Source organism: Streptomyces sp. NPDC041814, assembly GCF_055590565.1.
The window spans coordinates 222,960-237,986 of sequence record NZ_JBVJAM010000004.1 but is presented as its reverse complement, the minus strand read 5'-3'; the positions used below and the strand labels follow the sequence as shown (position 1 = coordinate 237,986).

The 15,027-nt window shown below is 72.1% G+C and carries 14 protein-coding genes and 1 pseudogene; 10 read left to right on the top strand and 5 right to left on the bottom strand.

Annotated elements, in window-relative coordinates; translation table 11 throughout:
* The 9 genes and pseudogenes from ACZ6C6_RS13560 to ACZ6C6_RS13520 all read left to right on the top strand — a co-directional run bounded on the left by ACZ6C6_RS13560 (window position 1) and on the right by ACZ6C6_RS13520 (window position 8,926).
* Window positions 1–1,248 carry an aminotransferase family protein gene (locus ACZ6C6_RS13560; protein ID WP_469202237.1) on the top strand — a complete coding sequence of 416 codons (1,248 nt, stop codon included), beginning with the start codon at window positions 1–3 and terminating at the stop codon, window positions 1,246–1,248.
* Window positions 1,239–2,081 (top strand): class I SAM-dependent methyltransferase, encoded by an 843-nt coding sequence (locus ACZ6C6_RS13555; protein ID WP_469202235.1) that lies wholly within the window; start codon window positions 1,239–1,241, stop codon window positions 2,079–2,081. The genes ACZ6C6_RS13560 and ACZ6C6_RS13555 overlap by 10 nt, the downstream gene beginning before the upstream one ends.
* 7 nt (window positions 2,082–2,088) lie before the next feature.
* Window positions 2,089–3,039 (top strand): branched-chain amino acid transaminase, encoded by a 951-nt coding sequence (locus ACZ6C6_RS13550; RefSeq protein WP_469202233.1) that lies wholly within the window; start codon window positions 2,089–2,091, stop codon window positions 3,037–3,039.
* Entirely contained in the window at window positions 3,036–4,172 is a 1,137-nt protein-coding gene (locus ACZ6C6_RS13545; protein ID WP_469202231.1) for an acyl-CoA dehydrogenase family protein, read from the top strand. Before ACZ6C6_RS13550 ends, ACZ6C6_RS13545 begins: the two co-directional genes overlap by 4 nt.
* 55 nt (window positions 4,173–4,227) lie before the next feature.
* On the top strand, window positions 4,228–4,827 hold the full coding sequence (locus ACZ6C6_RS13540; RefSeq protein WP_469202229.1) for a cysteine hydrolase family protein: 600 nt from the start codon (window positions 4,228–4,230) through the stop codon (window positions 4,825–4,827).
* Between the two features lie 32 nt (window positions 4,828–4,859).
* Window positions 4,860–5,993: a pyruvate dehydrogenase (acetyl-transferring) E1 component subunit alpha gene (pdhA, locus tag ACZ6C6_RS13535; protein ID WP_469202227.1), complete on the top strand. Its 1,134-nt coding sequence runs from the start codon at window positions 4,860–4,862 to the stop codon at window positions 5,991–5,993.
* Between the two features lie 2 nt (window positions 5,994–5,995).
* Window positions 5,996–6,967: pseudogene (locus tag ACZ6C6_RS13530) on the top strand (alpha-ketoacid dehydrogenase subunit beta); the annotation flags it as partial.
* Window positions 6,953–8,089 (top strand): dihydrolipoamide acetyltransferase family protein, encoded by a 1,137-nt coding sequence (locus ACZ6C6_RS13525; protein WP_469202694.1) that lies wholly within the window; start codon window positions 6,953–6,955, stop codon window positions 8,087–8,089. The pseudogene ACZ6C6_RS13530 and the gene ACZ6C6_RS13525, both read left to right, overlap by 15 nt.
* A 12-nt stretch (window positions 8,090–8,101) precedes the next feature.
* On the top strand, window positions 8,102–8,926 hold the full coding sequence (locus ACZ6C6_RS13520) for an HAD-IA family hydrolase (RefSeq protein WP_469202225.1): 825 nt from the start codon (window positions 8,102–8,104) through the stop codon (window positions 8,924–8,926).
* Here the strand turns inward: ACZ6C6_RS13520 and ACZ6C6_RS13515 are convergent.
* Genes ACZ6C6_RS13515 through ACZ6C6_RS13505 form a run of 3 tightly spaced genes read right to left on the bottom strand, consistent with a single transcriptional unit; the run spans window position 8,883 to window position 11,766 of the window.
* On the bottom strand, window positions 8,883–9,770 hold the full coding sequence (locus tag ACZ6C6_RS13515; protein WP_469202223.1) for a nucleoside-diphosphate kinase: 888 nt from the start codon (window positions 9,768–9,770) through the stop codon (window positions 8,883–8,885). The two genes, ACZ6C6_RS13520 and ACZ6C6_RS13515, sit on opposite strands and share 44 nt — an antisense overlap.
* Entirely contained in the window at window positions 9,767–10,972 is a 1,206-nt protein-coding gene (locus ACZ6C6_RS13510) for an aminotransferase class V-fold PLP-dependent enzyme (protein ID WP_469202221.1), read from the bottom strand. Before ACZ6C6_RS13510 ends, ACZ6C6_RS13515 begins: the two co-directional genes overlap by 4 nt.
* Window positions 10,973–10,998: 26 nt before the next feature.
* Window positions 10,999–11,766: a GntR family transcriptional regulator gene (locus tag ACZ6C6_RS13505; protein ID WP_469202219.1), complete on the bottom strand. Its 768-nt coding sequence runs from the start codon at window positions 11,764–11,766 to the stop codon at window positions 10,999–11,001.
* 256 nt (window positions 11,767–12,022) lie between these two features.
* Between ACZ6C6_RS13505 and ACZ6C6_RS13500 the strand changes: the two genes are divergently transcribed.
* Window positions 12,023–13,117 (top strand): DUF4037 domain-containing protein, encoded by a 1,095-nt coding sequence (locus tag ACZ6C6_RS13500; protein ID WP_469202217.1) that lies wholly within the window; start codon window positions 12,023–12,025, stop codon window positions 13,115–13,117.
* A 36-nt stretch (window positions 13,118–13,153) separates the two neighbouring features.
* Here ACZ6C6_RS13500 and ACZ6C6_RS13495 read toward each other — a convergent pair whose 3' ends face one another.
* Both ACZ6C6_RS13495 and ACZ6C6_RS13490 read right to left on the bottom strand, forming a co-directional pair.
* Complete coding sequence (locus ACZ6C6_RS13495) at window positions 13,154–13,999, bottom strand: helix-turn-helix transcriptional regulator (protein WP_469202215.1); 846 nt, start codon at window positions 13,997–13,999, stop codon at window positions 13,154–13,156.
* An 84-nt stretch (window positions 14,000–14,083) separates the two neighbouring features.
* The gene (locus tag ACZ6C6_RS13490) at window positions 14,084–14,839 is read right to left on the bottom strand and encodes an SDR family NAD(P)-dependent oxidoreductase (protein WP_469202213.1); all 756 of its coding nucleotides are present in this window, start codon (window positions 14,837–14,839) and stop codon (window positions 14,084–14,086) included.
* Between the last annotated feature and the right edge of the window lie 188 nt (window positions 14,840–15,027).

Sequence of the window (15,027 nt, the reverse complement as noted above, 5' to 3'; positions counted from 1 at the left end):
GTGGAAGGCTACGGCCCCTGGCTGCGCACCGACGGCGGACAGCAGCTGCTCAACGGCTTCTCGGGTCTGTCCCTGATCTGCGGGATGCGACACCCCCTCATCGACGAAGCGGTGCGGAACCAGCTGCACACGCTCTCCTCCTCCAGCCTCTTCCGCATGACGCATCCCGTCGCCGAGGAGCTGGGCAGCCGGCTTTCGAGCCTCTGCTACGGCGGGCCGGGGCGGGTCCTGCTCATCAACTCGGGGGCGGAGGCCGTCGAAGCGGCCGTCAAGGTCGCGCGCCAGTACTTCGCGCTGCGCGGAGAACCCCGGCGGAACCTCGTCGTGACGTTCGACCGCGCCTACCACGGCTGTTCGCAGGGAACGCTCGCGATGGGCGGCCTGTACTCCGCCGCCGACCGCGAGCTGTACGGGGCCGCATCCGAAGGCCTCGTCACCGTGCCCGGACCCCGCCCGGGCGACTGCCCACGATGCGGCCCCGGCCCGTGCGGGCGGACCTGCCTGGACGCGCTGGCGGCCGCCGTCGCGGAACTCGGACCGGAGCGCGTCGCGGCCGTCGTGGTGGAGCCCGTGCTCGCGGCCGGGGGCGTCATCGCACCCGCCGCCGAGTTCTTCGACCGCCTCACGGCCATCTGCCGCGAGACCGGCGCGCTGCTGGTCGCCGACGAGTCCGCCACCGGTCTCGGGCGCACCGGCTACCTGATGGGCGGTCAACGTGTGGGCCTGCGGCCGGATCTGACGGTCATGGCGAAGGCGCTGAGCGGCGGATACCTGCCGCTGGGCGCGCTCGTCGCCGCCGACCACGTCTTCGAGCCGTTCGCCCGGCGGTCGGCCGTCCTCAGCCACGGCTCCTCCTCGTCAGGGAGCCCGCTGGCCGCCGCGGCGGCACTGGCGGTCCTCGACATCGTGGAGAAGGAGGACCTCGCGGCTCGGGCCGGGGAGCTGGGCGCCCTGCTCGCGCGCCGCCTGGAGTGGCTGACGGGGCATCCGCTGGTGCGTTCCGTCCGCCAGACGGGACTCATGACCGGCATCGACATCCACACCGGTGACGACGGGGACCGGCCGAGTGCCCTCACCGCCGTGCGCGTCAACACGGCACTGCTGGACGCCGGCGTGGTGACCCACGTGAAGAAGGACCGCATCACCTTCTTCCCGCCGCTGCTGATCAACGAAAGCGAAATCGACTTCGCGGCGCACGCCTTCGAGCGCGCCTTCGAGGTTCTCGGAAAGGAATCGACATGCCAGTGACTCCCGAAGGCATCCTCGGCCACACGATCACGGAGGACGAGTTCCAGCTCCTGCGCTACATCGACTCGCGGCACTTTCTTTCCTCCTCCACGGCCCGGTTCACCGAGTGGGACAGCTCCTTCTCCACCGACCACCCGGACTGGAAGAAGCGCATAGAGGTGCAGGAGTCGCTGGGCGAGGTGGCCCGTGCCGTGCTGGGCGCCGAGCCCCGCAAGCCCGGTCGGAAGATTCTCTTCGTCGGGGCGTCGAAGGGCACGATCGCCACGTACTTCCACCTCGTCGCCCTTCGCAAGGCCGGAATCCTCGAAGACTTCTCCGTCTCCATCCTGGACTTCCTGTGGGAGCCGCTCGAAGTGACCCAGAAGGGCTCCTTCGAGGTCACCGCGCAGGCCGAGACGGACATCGGGCAGGCCGGCACGATGACCGTCGCCGAGTACAAGGAGCGGCTGGCGACCGCCACGATGATCCAGGGCAACGCCTGCGCCACCGAGCTGCCCGACGCGGAGTACGACGTCGTCGTCGCGCCGTACCTCCAGCACCACATGGGCATCCTCGACAAGCAGCTCGCCTGCGAGGAGATGGTCCGGATCACCAAGCCGGGCGGGGTCATGCTGCTCGGTGACCTCACCTTCGACTACCCGGCGTTCTGCGCATGGCTGGCCGCCCACGCGGTCGAGGAGGTGCCGTACGCCCTGGAGTCGTTCGTCACCGCCGACGAGCACATCGCCATGTTCGGCGACGCGGAGGTCCTGGCCCGGCGCGACGGGAGCTTCTACTACTCGATCGCCCTGCGCCGGCCCCTCGGCGCCTCCACCGCCCCCGGCGAGAAGTGAGGCCCGCATGCGCGTCGAGAGGACGGCCGCCGTCTGGCAGGACGGCAGGCTGCTGCCCTGGGACGAGGCCCAGGTCCATGTACTGAACCAGACCCTCCAGTACGGCTGGGGCGTCTACGAGGGCATCCGGGTCTACGAGACCGCCGGCGGCCCGGCGGCCTTCCGCCTGGACGCCCACCTGCGGCGGCTCTTCCGGTCCGCCGCCATGTACGCCATGGACATCCCCTACAGCACGGCGCAGCTCACCGACGCGGTGCGCGATCTCGTCGCCGCCAACGACCTCGCCGCGTGCTACGTACGTCCGCTGGTCCACGCGGAGTCGGGCACGATGGGGATCGACCCCGGCACCGGCCCGCTGCGCGTGGCGATCGCCGTATGGCCGTGGGAGAAGTTCCTCGGCACGGACGCGGCGGTCCAGGGCATCCGGGCCTGCGTCTCCAGCTGGCGCCGGGTGCCCGGCAACGCCCTTCCCACTGGCGGGAAGGCGTGCGGGCTCTACCTCAATTCGATGCTGGCCCGCTCCGAAGCGGCCCGGCATGGCTACGACGAGGCCATCCTCCTCAACTCCCAGGGCACCGTCGCCGACGCCTGCGTGGAGAACGTGTTCTGCGTGACCGGCGACCGCGTGGTGACCCCGCCGCTCTCCGACGGCCCGCTGCCCGGCATCACCCGGGACAGCGTCATGACCCTCGCCGCGGACCGCGGGATCGAGGTCCAGGAGCGCAGCCTGACCCGGGCCGACCTGTACACCGCCGACGAACTGTTCCTCACCGGCACGGCGGCCGAGGTCGTCCCCGTCGTCGAGCTGGACGGCCGGCGCATCGGCGACGGGCTTCCCGGCCCGGTCACCGTGTCGCTGGCACAGAGCTTCCGCCGCGTGGTCGTGGGCGAGGACCCGCGGTACGGGGCGTGGCTCACCCCCATGAACCAGCCCGTCCCGGGAGAGGTGACCAGTTGAGCACGGCAGCGGAAATCGGCATCGGGGTGGCCGACCGGGCAGAGGCCTGCGCGGAGCACGTCGCCGCCACGGCGCAGAGCCACTTCCTCAGCGGCGAATTCCCGGCCGGGCCCCTGGCCCGGCTCGGCGCCGCGGGCCTCTTCGGCATGCGGATCGAGGAGGAGTACGGGGGCACCGGCTCCACGACCCTGGAGTACGTCCAGGCACTCGAACGGATCGCCGCGGCCGACGTCACGCTGGCCCTCACGCTTGAGGTGCACATCCTGGCCACCGAGATCCACCGGATGTACGCGACGCCGGAACAGAAGGCACGCTGGCTGCCCGGCCTCGCCTCGGGCGAAAAGCTCGCGGGCGTCGCCATCACCGAACCCGAGGCCGGTTCCGACCTCCGGTCGATCTCCACGACAGCCCGCCCCGACGGCGACTCCTGGGTGCTCGACGGCCGCAAGACCTTCATCACCAACGTCGGTACGCCGCTGAGCGACGGCCTGCTGGTCGCCGCACGAACCAGCGGCGAAGGCGAACGCCCGGGGTTCGGCGTCTTCATGGTCCCCGCCGGAACGCCCGGCTTCCACCCGGGGGAACGCATCCGCACGCTGGGCTGGCGGTCCATGGACACCCGCGAGGTGACCTTCGAGGGCTGCCGGGTACCCGCCGACCACATCCTGGGCTCCCCCGGACAGGGCATGCGCATCCTCGGGGACGGGCTGTCCCTGGGCCGGGTGGCCTTCGCCGCCGTATCCGTGGGGCTGGCCCAGGCCTGCCTGGACAGTGCGGTGGCATTCGCCAAAAAGCGTGTGCAGTTCGGGCAGCCGATATCCGGATTCCAGGCCGTGCAGCACAAGCTCGCCGACATGGCCGCCGATATCGCGGCGGCCCGGGCGCTCACCCTGCACTGCGCCGGACTGAGGGACGCCGGAATTCCCTGGGAAAGCCAGGCCTCCATGGCCAAGCTCGTCGCCAGTCGTACGTGTGTGCGTGCCGCGGACGATGCCGTGCAGGTCTTCGGAGGCCGCGGCTTCGTGATGGACAACGAGGTCGCCCGCTATTACGCCGACGCCAAGATGATGGAGATCGGCGAAGGCACGAGCGAAATGCAGCGGAACATCATCGCACGATCCCTCGGGTGCTGAGCACCGCACCCGGTCGAGACATCCTCTTCTTCGCCCCTCACCCAGAAGGAATTCCATGAGCACGGTACCTATGGACCGGACCGCCCTCGTCGTCATCGACATGGTCAATGAGATCGTCCACGCGGACGGCAAATTCGCCGGAGGCGGCTGGCCGGCCGAGGTCGAGCGGCGAGGCGTCCTGAAGTCCACGGCCGAGGCGGTCGCGGCCGCCCGTGACGCGGGGGTACACGTATTCCACGTGACCCTCGGCTTCTCCGAGTCCTACCGGGAGTGCCCGGCCGGATCCCCGGTACTCGGCGGCGCCGCGGCCTACGGCGCTCTCGGCCTCGGAACCTGGGGCGCCGCCATCCACGACTCCGTCAAGCCGGAGGCCGGTGACGCCCTCCTGGTGAAGCACCGGCTCAGCCCCTTCCACGGCACCTCGCTCGCCCTCCAACTGCGCGGTCTGGGCATCCAGAAGCTCCTGCTGGCCGGCGTCTCCACCGAACTGGCCGTGCTCTCGGCGGCCCGCGACGCCCACGACCTCGACCTGCAGGTGACGGTCTTGGAGGACTGCTGCGCGGCGGGCTCCCCGGAGGCGCACGCCGCGGCGCTCACGGTACTGGCCGCCACCGCCGAGGTGACCACCGGCGCCGAGGCGCTGCCCCGCACCTGAGTCCCGTACGACACGCAGGGGAGAGGAGCGCCATGGCGATGACAGCAGCGGTGCCGGGTCGCGGCGCCCGGCAGGCGGCGGACCCCGCGCGGACCGTGCGCCGTTCACTGGACGAGCACGGCCGGTGGACCGGTGCTCCGGGATCCGGCCCACGCGGCACGGCCGAGCAGTGGCTCGACCTGTACGCCCGCATGGTCGCCGGCCGGAGATTCAACCAGCAGGCGTCCGCCCTGTCCAAGCAGGGACGGCTCGCCGTCTACCCCTCCTCGGAGGGGCAGGAGGCCTGCCAGGTCGCCGCGGCGGCCGTCCTCCGGACGACGGACTGGCTCTTCCCGACGTACCGGGACAGCGTCGCGGTGGTGAGCCGCGGCGTCGCCCCGGTCGACGTCCTCACCCTGATGCGGGGGGACTGGCACTGCGGCTACGACCCCCGCGCCCATCGCACCGCACCCCAGGCGACACCGCTCGCCACGCAGGCGCTCCACGCCGTCGGGCTGGCCCAGGCCGCCCGGATGGCCGGGGACGACGTCGTCGCGCTCGCTCTCGTGGGAGACGGTGCCACGAGCGAGGGCGACTTCCACGAGGCGTGCAACTTCGCCGCGGTCTTCAACGTCCCGGTGGTGTTCCTCGTCCAGAACAACCAGTACGCGATCAGCGTGCCGCTGTCCCGGCAGACCGCCGCCGAGCGGATCGCCGACCGGGCCCCCGGATACGGGATGGCGGGACACGTGGTCGACGGCAACGACGTACTCGCCGTCAGCGAGGTGCTGTCCGAGGCCGTCGATGCGGCCCGCGCCGGGGCGGGCCCGTCCCTGGTGGAAGCCGTGACCTACCGGGTCGCCGCCCACACCAACGCGGACGACGACAGCCGGTACCGGGACCCGGCGGAGGTCGGGAAGTGGCGCGAACGCGACCCGATCGTCCGGCTCGAACACTTCCTTCGGGCGCGGGGCGTGCTCGACGCGGAGCGGGTCGCCCGCATCGCGGACGACGCCGAGCGGCTGGCCGCGGAGCTACGGGAGCGGATCGCCGAGCCGCCCGCCGTGGACCCCGCCGAGATGTTCACCCATGTCTATACGGGGATGACACCCCGTCTGCAGGACCAGGAACGGGCCGTACGCGGCCGCCGCGCACAGGGACACGACAGCCACGGGGGGACTGGGTGACGGTGCAGGCACCGACATTGGCGGGGGCCGTCAACGCCGCGTTGCGGGACGCGATGAGGGAGGACGACCGGGTCGTCGTCTACGGCGAGGACGTCGGGCGGCTCGGCGGAGTCTTCCGGGTGACCGACGGCCTCACCGAACTCTTCGGCGAGCAGCGCTGTTTCGACTCGCCCCTGGCCGAGTCCGGCATCCTCGGCACAGCCGTGGGCATGGCGATGTACGGCTACCGGCCCGTCGTGGAGATGCAGTTCGACGCCTTCGCCTACCCCGCCTTCGAGCAGATCGTCAGCCACGTGGCGAAGTTCCGGTCCCGCACCCGGGGCCTCCTCGGCCTGCCGCTGGTCATCCGGGTGCCGTACGGCGGCGGCATCGGAGGAGTGGAGCACCACAGCGACTCCTCGGAGGCGTACTACGCGCACACCCCCGGCCTGCACGTGGCGGTTCCCTCGAACCCGGGCGACGCGTACGCCATGCTCCGGGAGGCCATCGGGTCGGACGATCCGGTGGTCTTCTTCGAGCCCAAGAAGCTGTACTGGGCCAGCGATCAGGGGCCGGCCGGCACCCCCGCCCCCTTCGGCCGGGCCGTCGTCCGGCGCCCCGGCAGCACCGCCACGCTCATCGCGTACGGCCCCACCGTGCCCACCGCCCTGCGCGCCGCCGAGGAGGCCGCCGCACGCGGACAGGACGTCGAGGTGGTGGACCTGCGGACGCTCGTACCCCTGGACGAGGACACGCTCGTGGAGAGCGTGCGACGCACCGGCCGGGCCGTCGTCGTCCATGAATCACACGGCTTCTGCGGCATGGGCGCGGAAATATCGGCGCTGCTGACCGAGCGGTGCTTCGCCCGCCTCCAGGCCCCGGTCATCCGGGTCACCGGCATGGACGTCCCCTACCCGCCCCCGCGCCTGGAGCGCTTCTACCTGCCGACCGAGCAGCGCCTCGCCGAAGCGCTCGACTCGGTGCACGGACAGGCCTGGCGCACGCCGGATGTCCGGCCGGCGGAGGCGGCGACCGGACGCGCCTCCGACGCCCCGGCCCGCCCCGGGCCGGAATCCTTCCTGCTGCCGGACCTGGGGGAAGGGCTCACCGACGGCCAGATCGTGCAGTGGCTGGTGGAGCCCGGCGACCTCGTGGAGACCGACCAGCCGGTCGTGGAGGTCGAAACGGCCAAGGCGGTCACCGAACTCCCCAGCCCGTACGCCGGCCGGGTGCGCGAACTGTGCGCGGACGTGGGGGAGACGGTCGCCGTGGGGCAGCCCCTGCTCACGATCGAGCCGCCGGACACCGCTGTCCGCACCGCGCCCCCGCGGAACCCGGACGAGGTGCCCGGCCCGCAGCCGCCGGAGCGCGCCCTGGTCGGATTCGGCACGTCGCCCGGTGCGGAGCACGAACCGGCCGCCGCCGACCTCAGGATTCCGCTCGACGGCATGCGGGGAGCCGTCGCACGCAAGACGGTCGTCAGCCGCTCCGAGATCCCCGACGTCACCGTCTGGCTCGACGTCGACGTCACCGCCCTGGTCGAGGCCCGCGCGGCGGCGAGGAAGTCCGGAGGACGGGTGCCGAGCCTCACGGCAGTGCTGGCCTGCCACGCCGTCGACGCGCTCCGCCGCCACCCGGCGCTCAACGCCCGGGTCGACACCGCCGCCGACTGCGTCGTCCAGCTCGCGGAGATCGCCCTCGGCGTGACCGTCCAGACCGGCCGCGGGCTCCTGGTCCCCGTGGTCCGCGGCGCCGGACGTCTCGGCGCGAAGGAAATCGCCGACGAGGCCGACCGCGTCGTCAGGGCGACGCTGGACGGTGCCCTCACGGACGTGGCCGTGGGCCAGGGGACCTTCACCGTGAACAACTACGGGGCGCTGGGTGTCGACGGTGCGACCCCCGTCATCAACCATCCGGAGGCCGGCATGCTCGGCATGGGCCGCATCATCGACCGGCCCCGGGCCGTGGACGGCCGGGTCGTGATCCGCGACGTGACGACCCTGTCGGTCACCTTCGACCACCGGGTCTGCGACGGCGACGTCGCCTCGGGATTCCTCCGCGGCGTGGCCGGACTGCTGGAAGCCGGCCGGCTGCCCGGCGACCCGCCGGGCGAATGAGGAGGTGCCGGTATGCCCGGGCTGGTCTTCGACTGTGACGGCGTACTGATCGACAGCGAACACACCTGGCACCTCGACGCCTTCAACCAGGTCTGGCGCGAGTACGGGGTCCCCTGGCGCTGGACCCCGCAGGAGTACAGCGAGATGCTCGCGGTGGCGGGTGGAAGAGAGCGGCTCGACCGCCTCTACACGGTGCCGGCTTTCCGTGCCGCGGTGGCGGTCCCGGAGGACCGGCAGACCTGGCTGGAGTGGGTCGCCGCCTGGCACGCCCGCAAGACGGAGATATACGTGGCCCGGGTGCTCGCAGAGGAGACGATCGCGGCCCGCCCCGGCGTACGACGGCTCGCGGCAGACGCGGTGCTCGCGGGCTGGCGGCTCGCGGTCGCCTCCTCGGGCTCCCGGACCGCCGTGACCGCGGTCGTACGCAAGAGTCTCGGCCCCGCGCTCGCGCAGGCGTGCACGGTGGTGACCGCGGACTCCGTACGCCCCAAGAAGCCCGCCCCCGACGTGTATCTGGACGCCGTAGCCGCGCTCGGCCTGCCCGCAGGCGACTGTGTGGCGGTGGAGGACTCCCGGCAGGGCCTGCTGGCGGCGACGGCTGCCGGACTGGCCTGCGTCGTGACCCCGGTACGGCACACCCGGGGCCACGACTTCACGGAGGCGGACCTGGTCGTCTCCTCGCTGGGCGACCCGGCCGGGCCCGAGGCGGAAGTGGTCCGCGCCACCGGGCCGCGGCCGGCCGGTCCCTGGGTGACCCTGCAGGACCTCCGGCGGCTCACCGGCCGCCGGGTCCTCAGTGGGACGACGCCGGGAACGCTCCGTACCAGCAGTTCTTGATTCCGTACTCGATCAGCGTCGCGTGGCAGCGCTCCGCCTCCTCCTCCGTGCCGACCCCGATGGGGTGCCCCCCGGACCGGCCCGCGTACAGGGTGAGCATGAGAGCGTGCCCCAGCTCCACCCCGGGCAGGGCGTGCCACACGGCGGTGACGGCGGAATCGAGCGAATTGGCGCTGTCCACACCGAGGTAGGCGGCGGACGTGGGTTCCGCCTCCGGCGACCCGTTCAGCGGGAACGGGTCCGGAGGCGCCAGCCCCTTCTCCAGGCGGGGCCACAGGTCTTCCACCAGCTGGTCGACGTCGAACCGCTCCCGGAAGGCCAGCCCCGGCGGTCGCAGCGGGTTGGTGACCGGGGACTGCGCCCCGAAACGGTCGGTGCAGTGGGCACACCGGCCGAGCAGCCGACTCGCCTGCCGGGTCAGCTCCCCCCGGGTCTCCGAGCCGTGCACGACGTTCGCGAAGATGCCCCGGGCATGCCGGCCGCGTACGTCGCGCTTGATCCGGCGGGTCGCCTCGAAGGCGTCGGGGCCGCTCACCATGACGACCTCGGAGGGGCCGTCGCAGAGATAGCGGTCGAGGAAGGCGGTGGCGAGCACATGGTCGCGCTCGTTGTACTCCGACCAGAGGAACCGCACGTCGGAGGGCGTCAGCTCGACGCGATGACGGCAGAGGACCGTCAGTCCGGCATCCGCCACCGCCCGGTCGACCACCTCGACCAGTCCGGAGCGCAGACAGTCCGGTTTGAGCAGCAGGAAGGCCGGCTCCGACGGCTGGTGCTGAGCGGACGCGGCGGCCGGGTCCCCGGCCGCCTCCGGCGCCTGCGGGGGTGTGGTGCTCGTGGTCATGCGGTTTCGTCTCCTCTGGTCCCGGTGGGCAGGTGACCTGGCCCCGTTCCGTCTCCCGGGAGGGCGGCGAGAGCGCGCCGGAGCACCGGGCGCAGCTGCTCCCACGGCTCGGTGCCGCAGGAGAGGCGGAGGATGGGCCGGTGGGCGTGGTCGCGGTCGAGCAGGCCGACCAGCGTGAGCGTGGAGCCGGTCGAGCCGAACGACGTGGAGAAGGGGATCTCCGGGACCGCGGCCTCGACGAAGACATCGCACCGCGAACGTGCCGATTCCCCATCGGGCACCACGAGTTCGAAGGTCACCAGCGCGCCGTCGGGGTGCCCCTTGACGTCCGCGGGCGCGTCGGCGGGGGCCCAGACACGGGCGACCTGCGGCGCGTCGCCCAGCAGCGCGGCGGCCGCGCGGCTGTTGGCGGACTGCCGCTGGAAGCGCTCGGCGACACTCGCGGAGTCCTCCAGCAGGTCGGCGCAGCTCCGGTCGTCCAGGACCGCGCCCACCAGCCTTCGGTAGTCGGCGCACGCCTGCCGGTAGGTGTCGGTCCGGCCCGAGACGACGCCCGCCAGGACGTCGTTGCGGCCGTTGAGGTATTTGGTGGCGCTGTGGACGACGAGGTCGGCCCCGAGTTCCAGCGGTGAGACGTTGGGGGGCGGGGTGACGGTGGCGTCGACCACCAGCACCGCGTCCGTCTCCACGCACACCCGGCTCATGGCCGCGATGTCACCGACCGCGAGGAAGGGGTTGGTGACCGACTCGGTGAACACGGCGACGGGGCGATGGCGCCGGACCGCCTCCGCGAACTCCGCGATGTCGCCGCCCTGTTCGGGGTAGGGGGCGGTGACCACCCGGACGCCCCGGAGCCCGGAGAGTATCCGCTCGAAGTACCGCCGGGTGCCGACGTACAGGCCCTCCGTGACGAGGACGACCGCCTCCCGTTCCGGCGCGCTCAGCAGGCACGCGGAGAGGGCCACGTCGATCGCGGTCGTCCCGCTGGTGACGACGCTGGACCAGGAGGCGCCGAGGAGTTCGTCGTAACGCCGTTCCAGCGTCCGGCTCGCGGCGGTCCCGAAGCGTGCGTACACGTAGTCGGCCGCCGGGTCCGGGTCGGTCGCGTAACGGGCTGTCTCGGCCGCCGCGATCGACGTGAAGTGCGGGGCCACGGCGTTCGCGCGCGAGGGCGGGCGGTCGACAGCGCTCGGCGAGCTCATCAGGGGCCGTCTCCTTCGGTGTCGGTTCAGGTGGAGGGCGTGCCCATGGCGTAACTCACCCGGTGGCCGCTGGCCTCTCGTTCGTTGGTGACCAGGACGCTGTCCCCGGAGAGCACGGCCACGTCGATCACCAACGGTGTGTCGTCGGCGTCGCGCGTCAGCCGTTCACTCTTCAGGGCCAGGGAGCCGGGCGGGCACTGGAGGACAGTGGCCACGGGCTCGCCGATCAGGGCGGGAGCGATGGTTTCGCGGGCGTACGTCGCCTGCACTCCGCAGTGTTCGGCGAACAGCTGGTAGAGGTCGTATTCCTTGAAGTCGCAGCCCCTCAGGGTGTCGGCGAAGGGCTGCGGGATGTACGAGAGCTGGTGGATCAGCGGACTGTTCCTGATCCACCGGACCCGTTCGAGCACGAGGACCTGACTCCCCTCGGGAACGCCCAGGCGCTCGGCGAAGCCCGCGGGTGCCTCCGCGAAGTCCTCCGAGACGACCTTCGTGCTGATCGGGATGCCCTGGCTGCGGAGATCGTCCGCGAGACTGCGCAGGGCGTTCATCGAATAGGGCACCGGGGGCAGCTTGACGAAAGTTCCCTTACCGGGCTGCTGCTCGACAATGCCGCGCGTGCACAATTCGTCCAGTGCCTGCCGGAGGGTCATCAGGCTGACGCCGTACTCCTCGCTCAGGCTGCGCTGAGGCGGAAGTGCGTCGCCCGCTGTGAATTCGCCCCCTTCGATGCGTTTCATCAGATCGTCGCGAATCAATTGGTACTTGGGCGATCTGCCGCGCGTGCCCTGCATGTGTCCACCTTGCCAACTGGGTCCGGGCAAGGCGGCCGCCGCGTCGCTGAACAGACACCGGGCGCCTCGCGTGCCGATGTGGGCAATCGTAGGCAATTTTGGTGCACGGCCCCGCGCGGGGTACCGCTGCGATAACGAGCAGACGGTCAACACATCTAGAACTCTACGGGGGCGGGGGCGCGTAAGTAAACAGGCGCAGCGGATCACGCGGAAATGCCGTCGCCCCGGTCGCCGCCACTACGGCACTCTCAGCGGTATGACCTCGTCACCCTTCATTCCCGGACTGGAACTCTCGCGCCGCTTCTACGCCGTAGCCGTGCGGCCGCTGCTGGAGGAAGCCGTCCCCGGACTGACGCACTCCGCCGCCCGTCTCGGCAGCGGTTCGGAAGTTCTCGGCTTCGACACCGCCCGTTCCGCCGACCACGAGTGGGGCCCCCGGCTGGAGGTCTTCCTGCACCCGGGGGACGCCGCCCGTCACGGACCGGACATCGTGGCGTTGCTCTCCGAGCGCCTGCCGAAGTCGTTCTGCGGCTACCCGACGCACTTCGCCGAGAGCGGCGACGACGGCATCGGGGTCATGCGGGAGACCGGGGGACCGGTGCGTCACCGGGTGACGATCACCGACGCCGGTACCTGGTTCACCGAACGGCTGGGATTCGACCCGGGCAGGGGCATCACCCCGGCGGACTGGCTGGCCACCCCCGCACAGCGTCTCGCCGAGGTCACGGCCGGTGCGGTCTTCCACGACGGCCTCGGACGCCTCGAACCGGCCCGTGCGGCCCTCGCCTGGTACCCCGACGACCTCTGGCTGTACCTGCTCGCCTGCCAGTGGCGGCGCATCTCCCAGGAGGAAGCCTTCGTCGGGCGCTGCGGCGAAGTGGGCGACGAACTCGGCTCCGCCGTCGTCGCCGCCCGGCTGGTGCGCGACCTGATGCGGCTCTGCCTGCTCATGGACCGCCGCTACCCGCCGTACGGCAAATGGCTCGGCAGCGCTTTCGCCGACAGCCCCCAGGGGGCCGCCCTCGCACCGGTGCTCACCGCCGCCCTCGCCGCGACCGACTGGCGTACGCGCGAACAGCACCTCGCCCGCGCCTACGAGACCGTCGCGGCGGCGCACAACCGCCTGGGCCTCTGCGACCCCGTCGACCCCACGACGCGGCCCTACCACGACCGGCCGTTCCAGGTCCTGCACGCCGAACGCTTCGCCGGGGCCCTGACCGCCCGCATCACCGATCCGGCCGTGCTCGCCCTGCCACCGGCCGGCGCCGTGGACCAGTTCATCGACAGCACCGAAGTCCTCAGCCGCCCGGATCTCGCCCGCGCCGCCACCCACGCGGCGGTCCTGCCGTAGGGCCTCGCCGGCACATCAACGAGAGGGCCAGGACCGTCAGGTGCCCGCCGCCCGCGCTCCCAGCACCGGCAGCAGCCGCAGCTTCTCGTCGTCCGCCGAGCCCGGCGTGGCCGTGTACACCAGCAGCGTCTGGTTCTGCTCCGGGTCCAGCAGGACCTGGCACTGGAGGGTGAGGACGCCCAGCTCGGGATGGCGTACCAGCTTGGGGTCCACACGCGGGACGTCGATCTCGTGCGCGCTCCACAGGGCGGCGAACTCCGCGCTGCGCTCCAGCAGCAGATCGCGCAGCCGCTCGGCCCGGCCGCCCGCGCCCTGCCGTGAGTAGGCCGCCCGCAGCCCGGAGGTGAAGAAGCGGCTGTGCAGCGGGTGGTCCTCCTCCGGGTACACCAGCCGGGTCGAGGGATCGGTGAACCAGCGGTACGTGAGGCTGCGTTCAGGCCCGGTGAACCGTGTCTGGTCGCCGAGCAGCGCGGTGGCCGCCGGTGTCTGGGCCAGGGTCTCCGCCACATCGCTGACGACCTGCGCCGGGGTGTCGTCCAGCCGCCCGAGGATGCGCATCAGGCCGGGCGTGATGTGGTCGGAGCGCAGGCTGCCGGGGCGGGCGGGGGTGTTGTGCCCGGCGATGCGGAACAGGTGGTCGCGCTCGGCCAGCGAGAGGCGCAGGCCACGGGCGATGGCAGCGAGCATCGGCTCCGAGGGATGCGGCCCGCGCTGCTGCTCCAGTCGGCTGTAGTAGTCGGTCGACATACCACTGAGTGCCGCTGCCTCCTCCCGGCGCAGGCCGCGGGTGCGGCGGCGCGGCCCGCGGGGCAGCCCCACGTCCTCCGGTTGCAGGGCTTCGCGTCGGGTGCGGAGGAAGTCCGCGAGTTGTGCTCGGTCCACGGTTCCAGTCTCCTTCGTGGCCGCGGTGCCCGGCATCCGGGGCGCCCCCGGCGCGGGTGTACGGGCCCGGTCCGGCCGGGACCTTCAGAGCAGCATGCCGCCGGACGCCTCGACGCGCTGCCCGGTGACCCAGGAGGTTCCCTCGGCGAGCAGCGCGGCAGCGGCGGCGCCGATGTCGTCGGGCTCGCCGGGGCGGCCCATCGCGGTGACACCGCTCAGCGTGGACCGCATCCCCTCGTCGTCGCGGACCCCGCCACCGCCGAAGTCGGTGCCGGTGGCGCCCGGCGCGAGGGCGTTGACCGTGATGCCGCGCGGCCCCAGCTCCTTGGCGAGGTACCGGGTGAGGATCTCCACGGCACCCTTGGCCGCGGCATACGCGGCGGTCGGCGCGGCGATGAAGCGGGTCAGCCCGGTGGAGACGTTGAGGATGCGGCCGCCGTCCTTGATCAGGGGCAGCAGGGCCTGGGTGAGGAAGAAGACGCCCTTGACGTGGACGTCCATCAGCCCGTCGAACTGCTCCTCGGTGGTGTCGGCGAACGGCGCGTGCACTCCGTGTCCGGCGTTGTTGACGAGGATGTCGAGGTCGTCGCGGCCCCACTCCCGGTCCAGGGCCTGACGCACCTGTGCGGTGAAGGCGGGGAACTCGGTGGTGTTCCCGGTGTCCAGCCGCAGGGCGACTGCCGTGCGGCCCAGCTTCCCGGCCGCCGCCACGACGGCCTCGGCCTCGTCGGCGTGCGAGCGGTAGGTGAGGATGAGGTCGGTCCCGGCCTCGGCGAGGTGCAGCGCGGTGCTGCGGCCGAGGCCCCTGTTGGCGCCGGTGATCAGGGCGATGCGGGTCATGGTGGCTCCCGTTCGGGTCGAGGTGCGGGCGGACCGGGCCGGTCCGTCGCCTGCCCTTCAACGATCGCGCGGCCCGGAAGCCGGATGAAGGCCGCGGTTGTCCAGGGATCGCGGATCCCCCCTTCAGGCGGTGCCGGAGGGCGATGTGCCGTGGCCGGAGGGTGACTTTCCGGCGGTCCACCGCACCG

Excerpts from the sequence above, each read along its gene's own strand:
- ACZ6C6_RS13555 (WP_469202235.1), top strand. The coding sequence starts at position 1,239 with ATGCCAGTGACTCCCGAAGGCATCCTCGGCCACACGATCACGGAGGAC.
- ACZ6C6_RS13550 (WP_469202233.1), top strand. The coding sequence starts at position 2,089 with ATGCGCGTCGAGAGGACGGCCGCCGTCTGGCAGGACGGCAGGCTGCTG.
- ACZ6C6_RS13540 (WP_469202229.1), top strand. The coding sequence starts at position 4,228 with ATGAGCACGGTACCTATGGACCGGACCGCCCTCGTCGTCATCGACATG.
- pdhA (WP_469202227.1), top strand. The coding sequence starts at position 4,860 with ATGGCGATGACAGCAGCGGTGCCGGGTCGCGGCGCCCGGCAGGCGGCG.
- ACZ6C6_RS13520 (WP_469202225.1), top strand. The coding sequence starts at position 8,102 with ATGCCCGGGCTGGTCTTCGACTGTGACGGCGTACTGATCGACAGCGAA.
- ACZ6C6_RS13515 (WP_469202223.1), bottom strand. The coding sequence starts at position 9,770 with ATGACCACGAGCACCACACCCCCGCAGGCGCCGGAGGCGGCCGGGGAC.
- ACZ6C6_RS13510 (WP_469202221.1), bottom strand. The coding sequence starts at position 10,972 with ATGAGCTCGCCGAGCGCTGTCGACCGCCCGCCCTCGCGCGCGAACGCC.
- ACZ6C6_RS13505 (WP_469202219.1), bottom strand. The coding sequence starts at position 11,766 with ATGCAGGGCACGCGCGGCAGATCGCCCAAGTACCAATTGATTCGCGAC.
- ACZ6C6_RS13500 (WP_469202217.1), top strand. The coding sequence starts at position 12,023 with ATGACCTCGTCACCCTTCATTCCCGGACTGGAACTCTCGCGCCGCTTC.
- ACZ6C6_RS13490 (WP_469202213.1), bottom strand. The coding sequence starts at position 14,839 with ATGACCCGCATCGCCCTGATCACCGGCGCCAACAGGGGCCTCGGCCGC.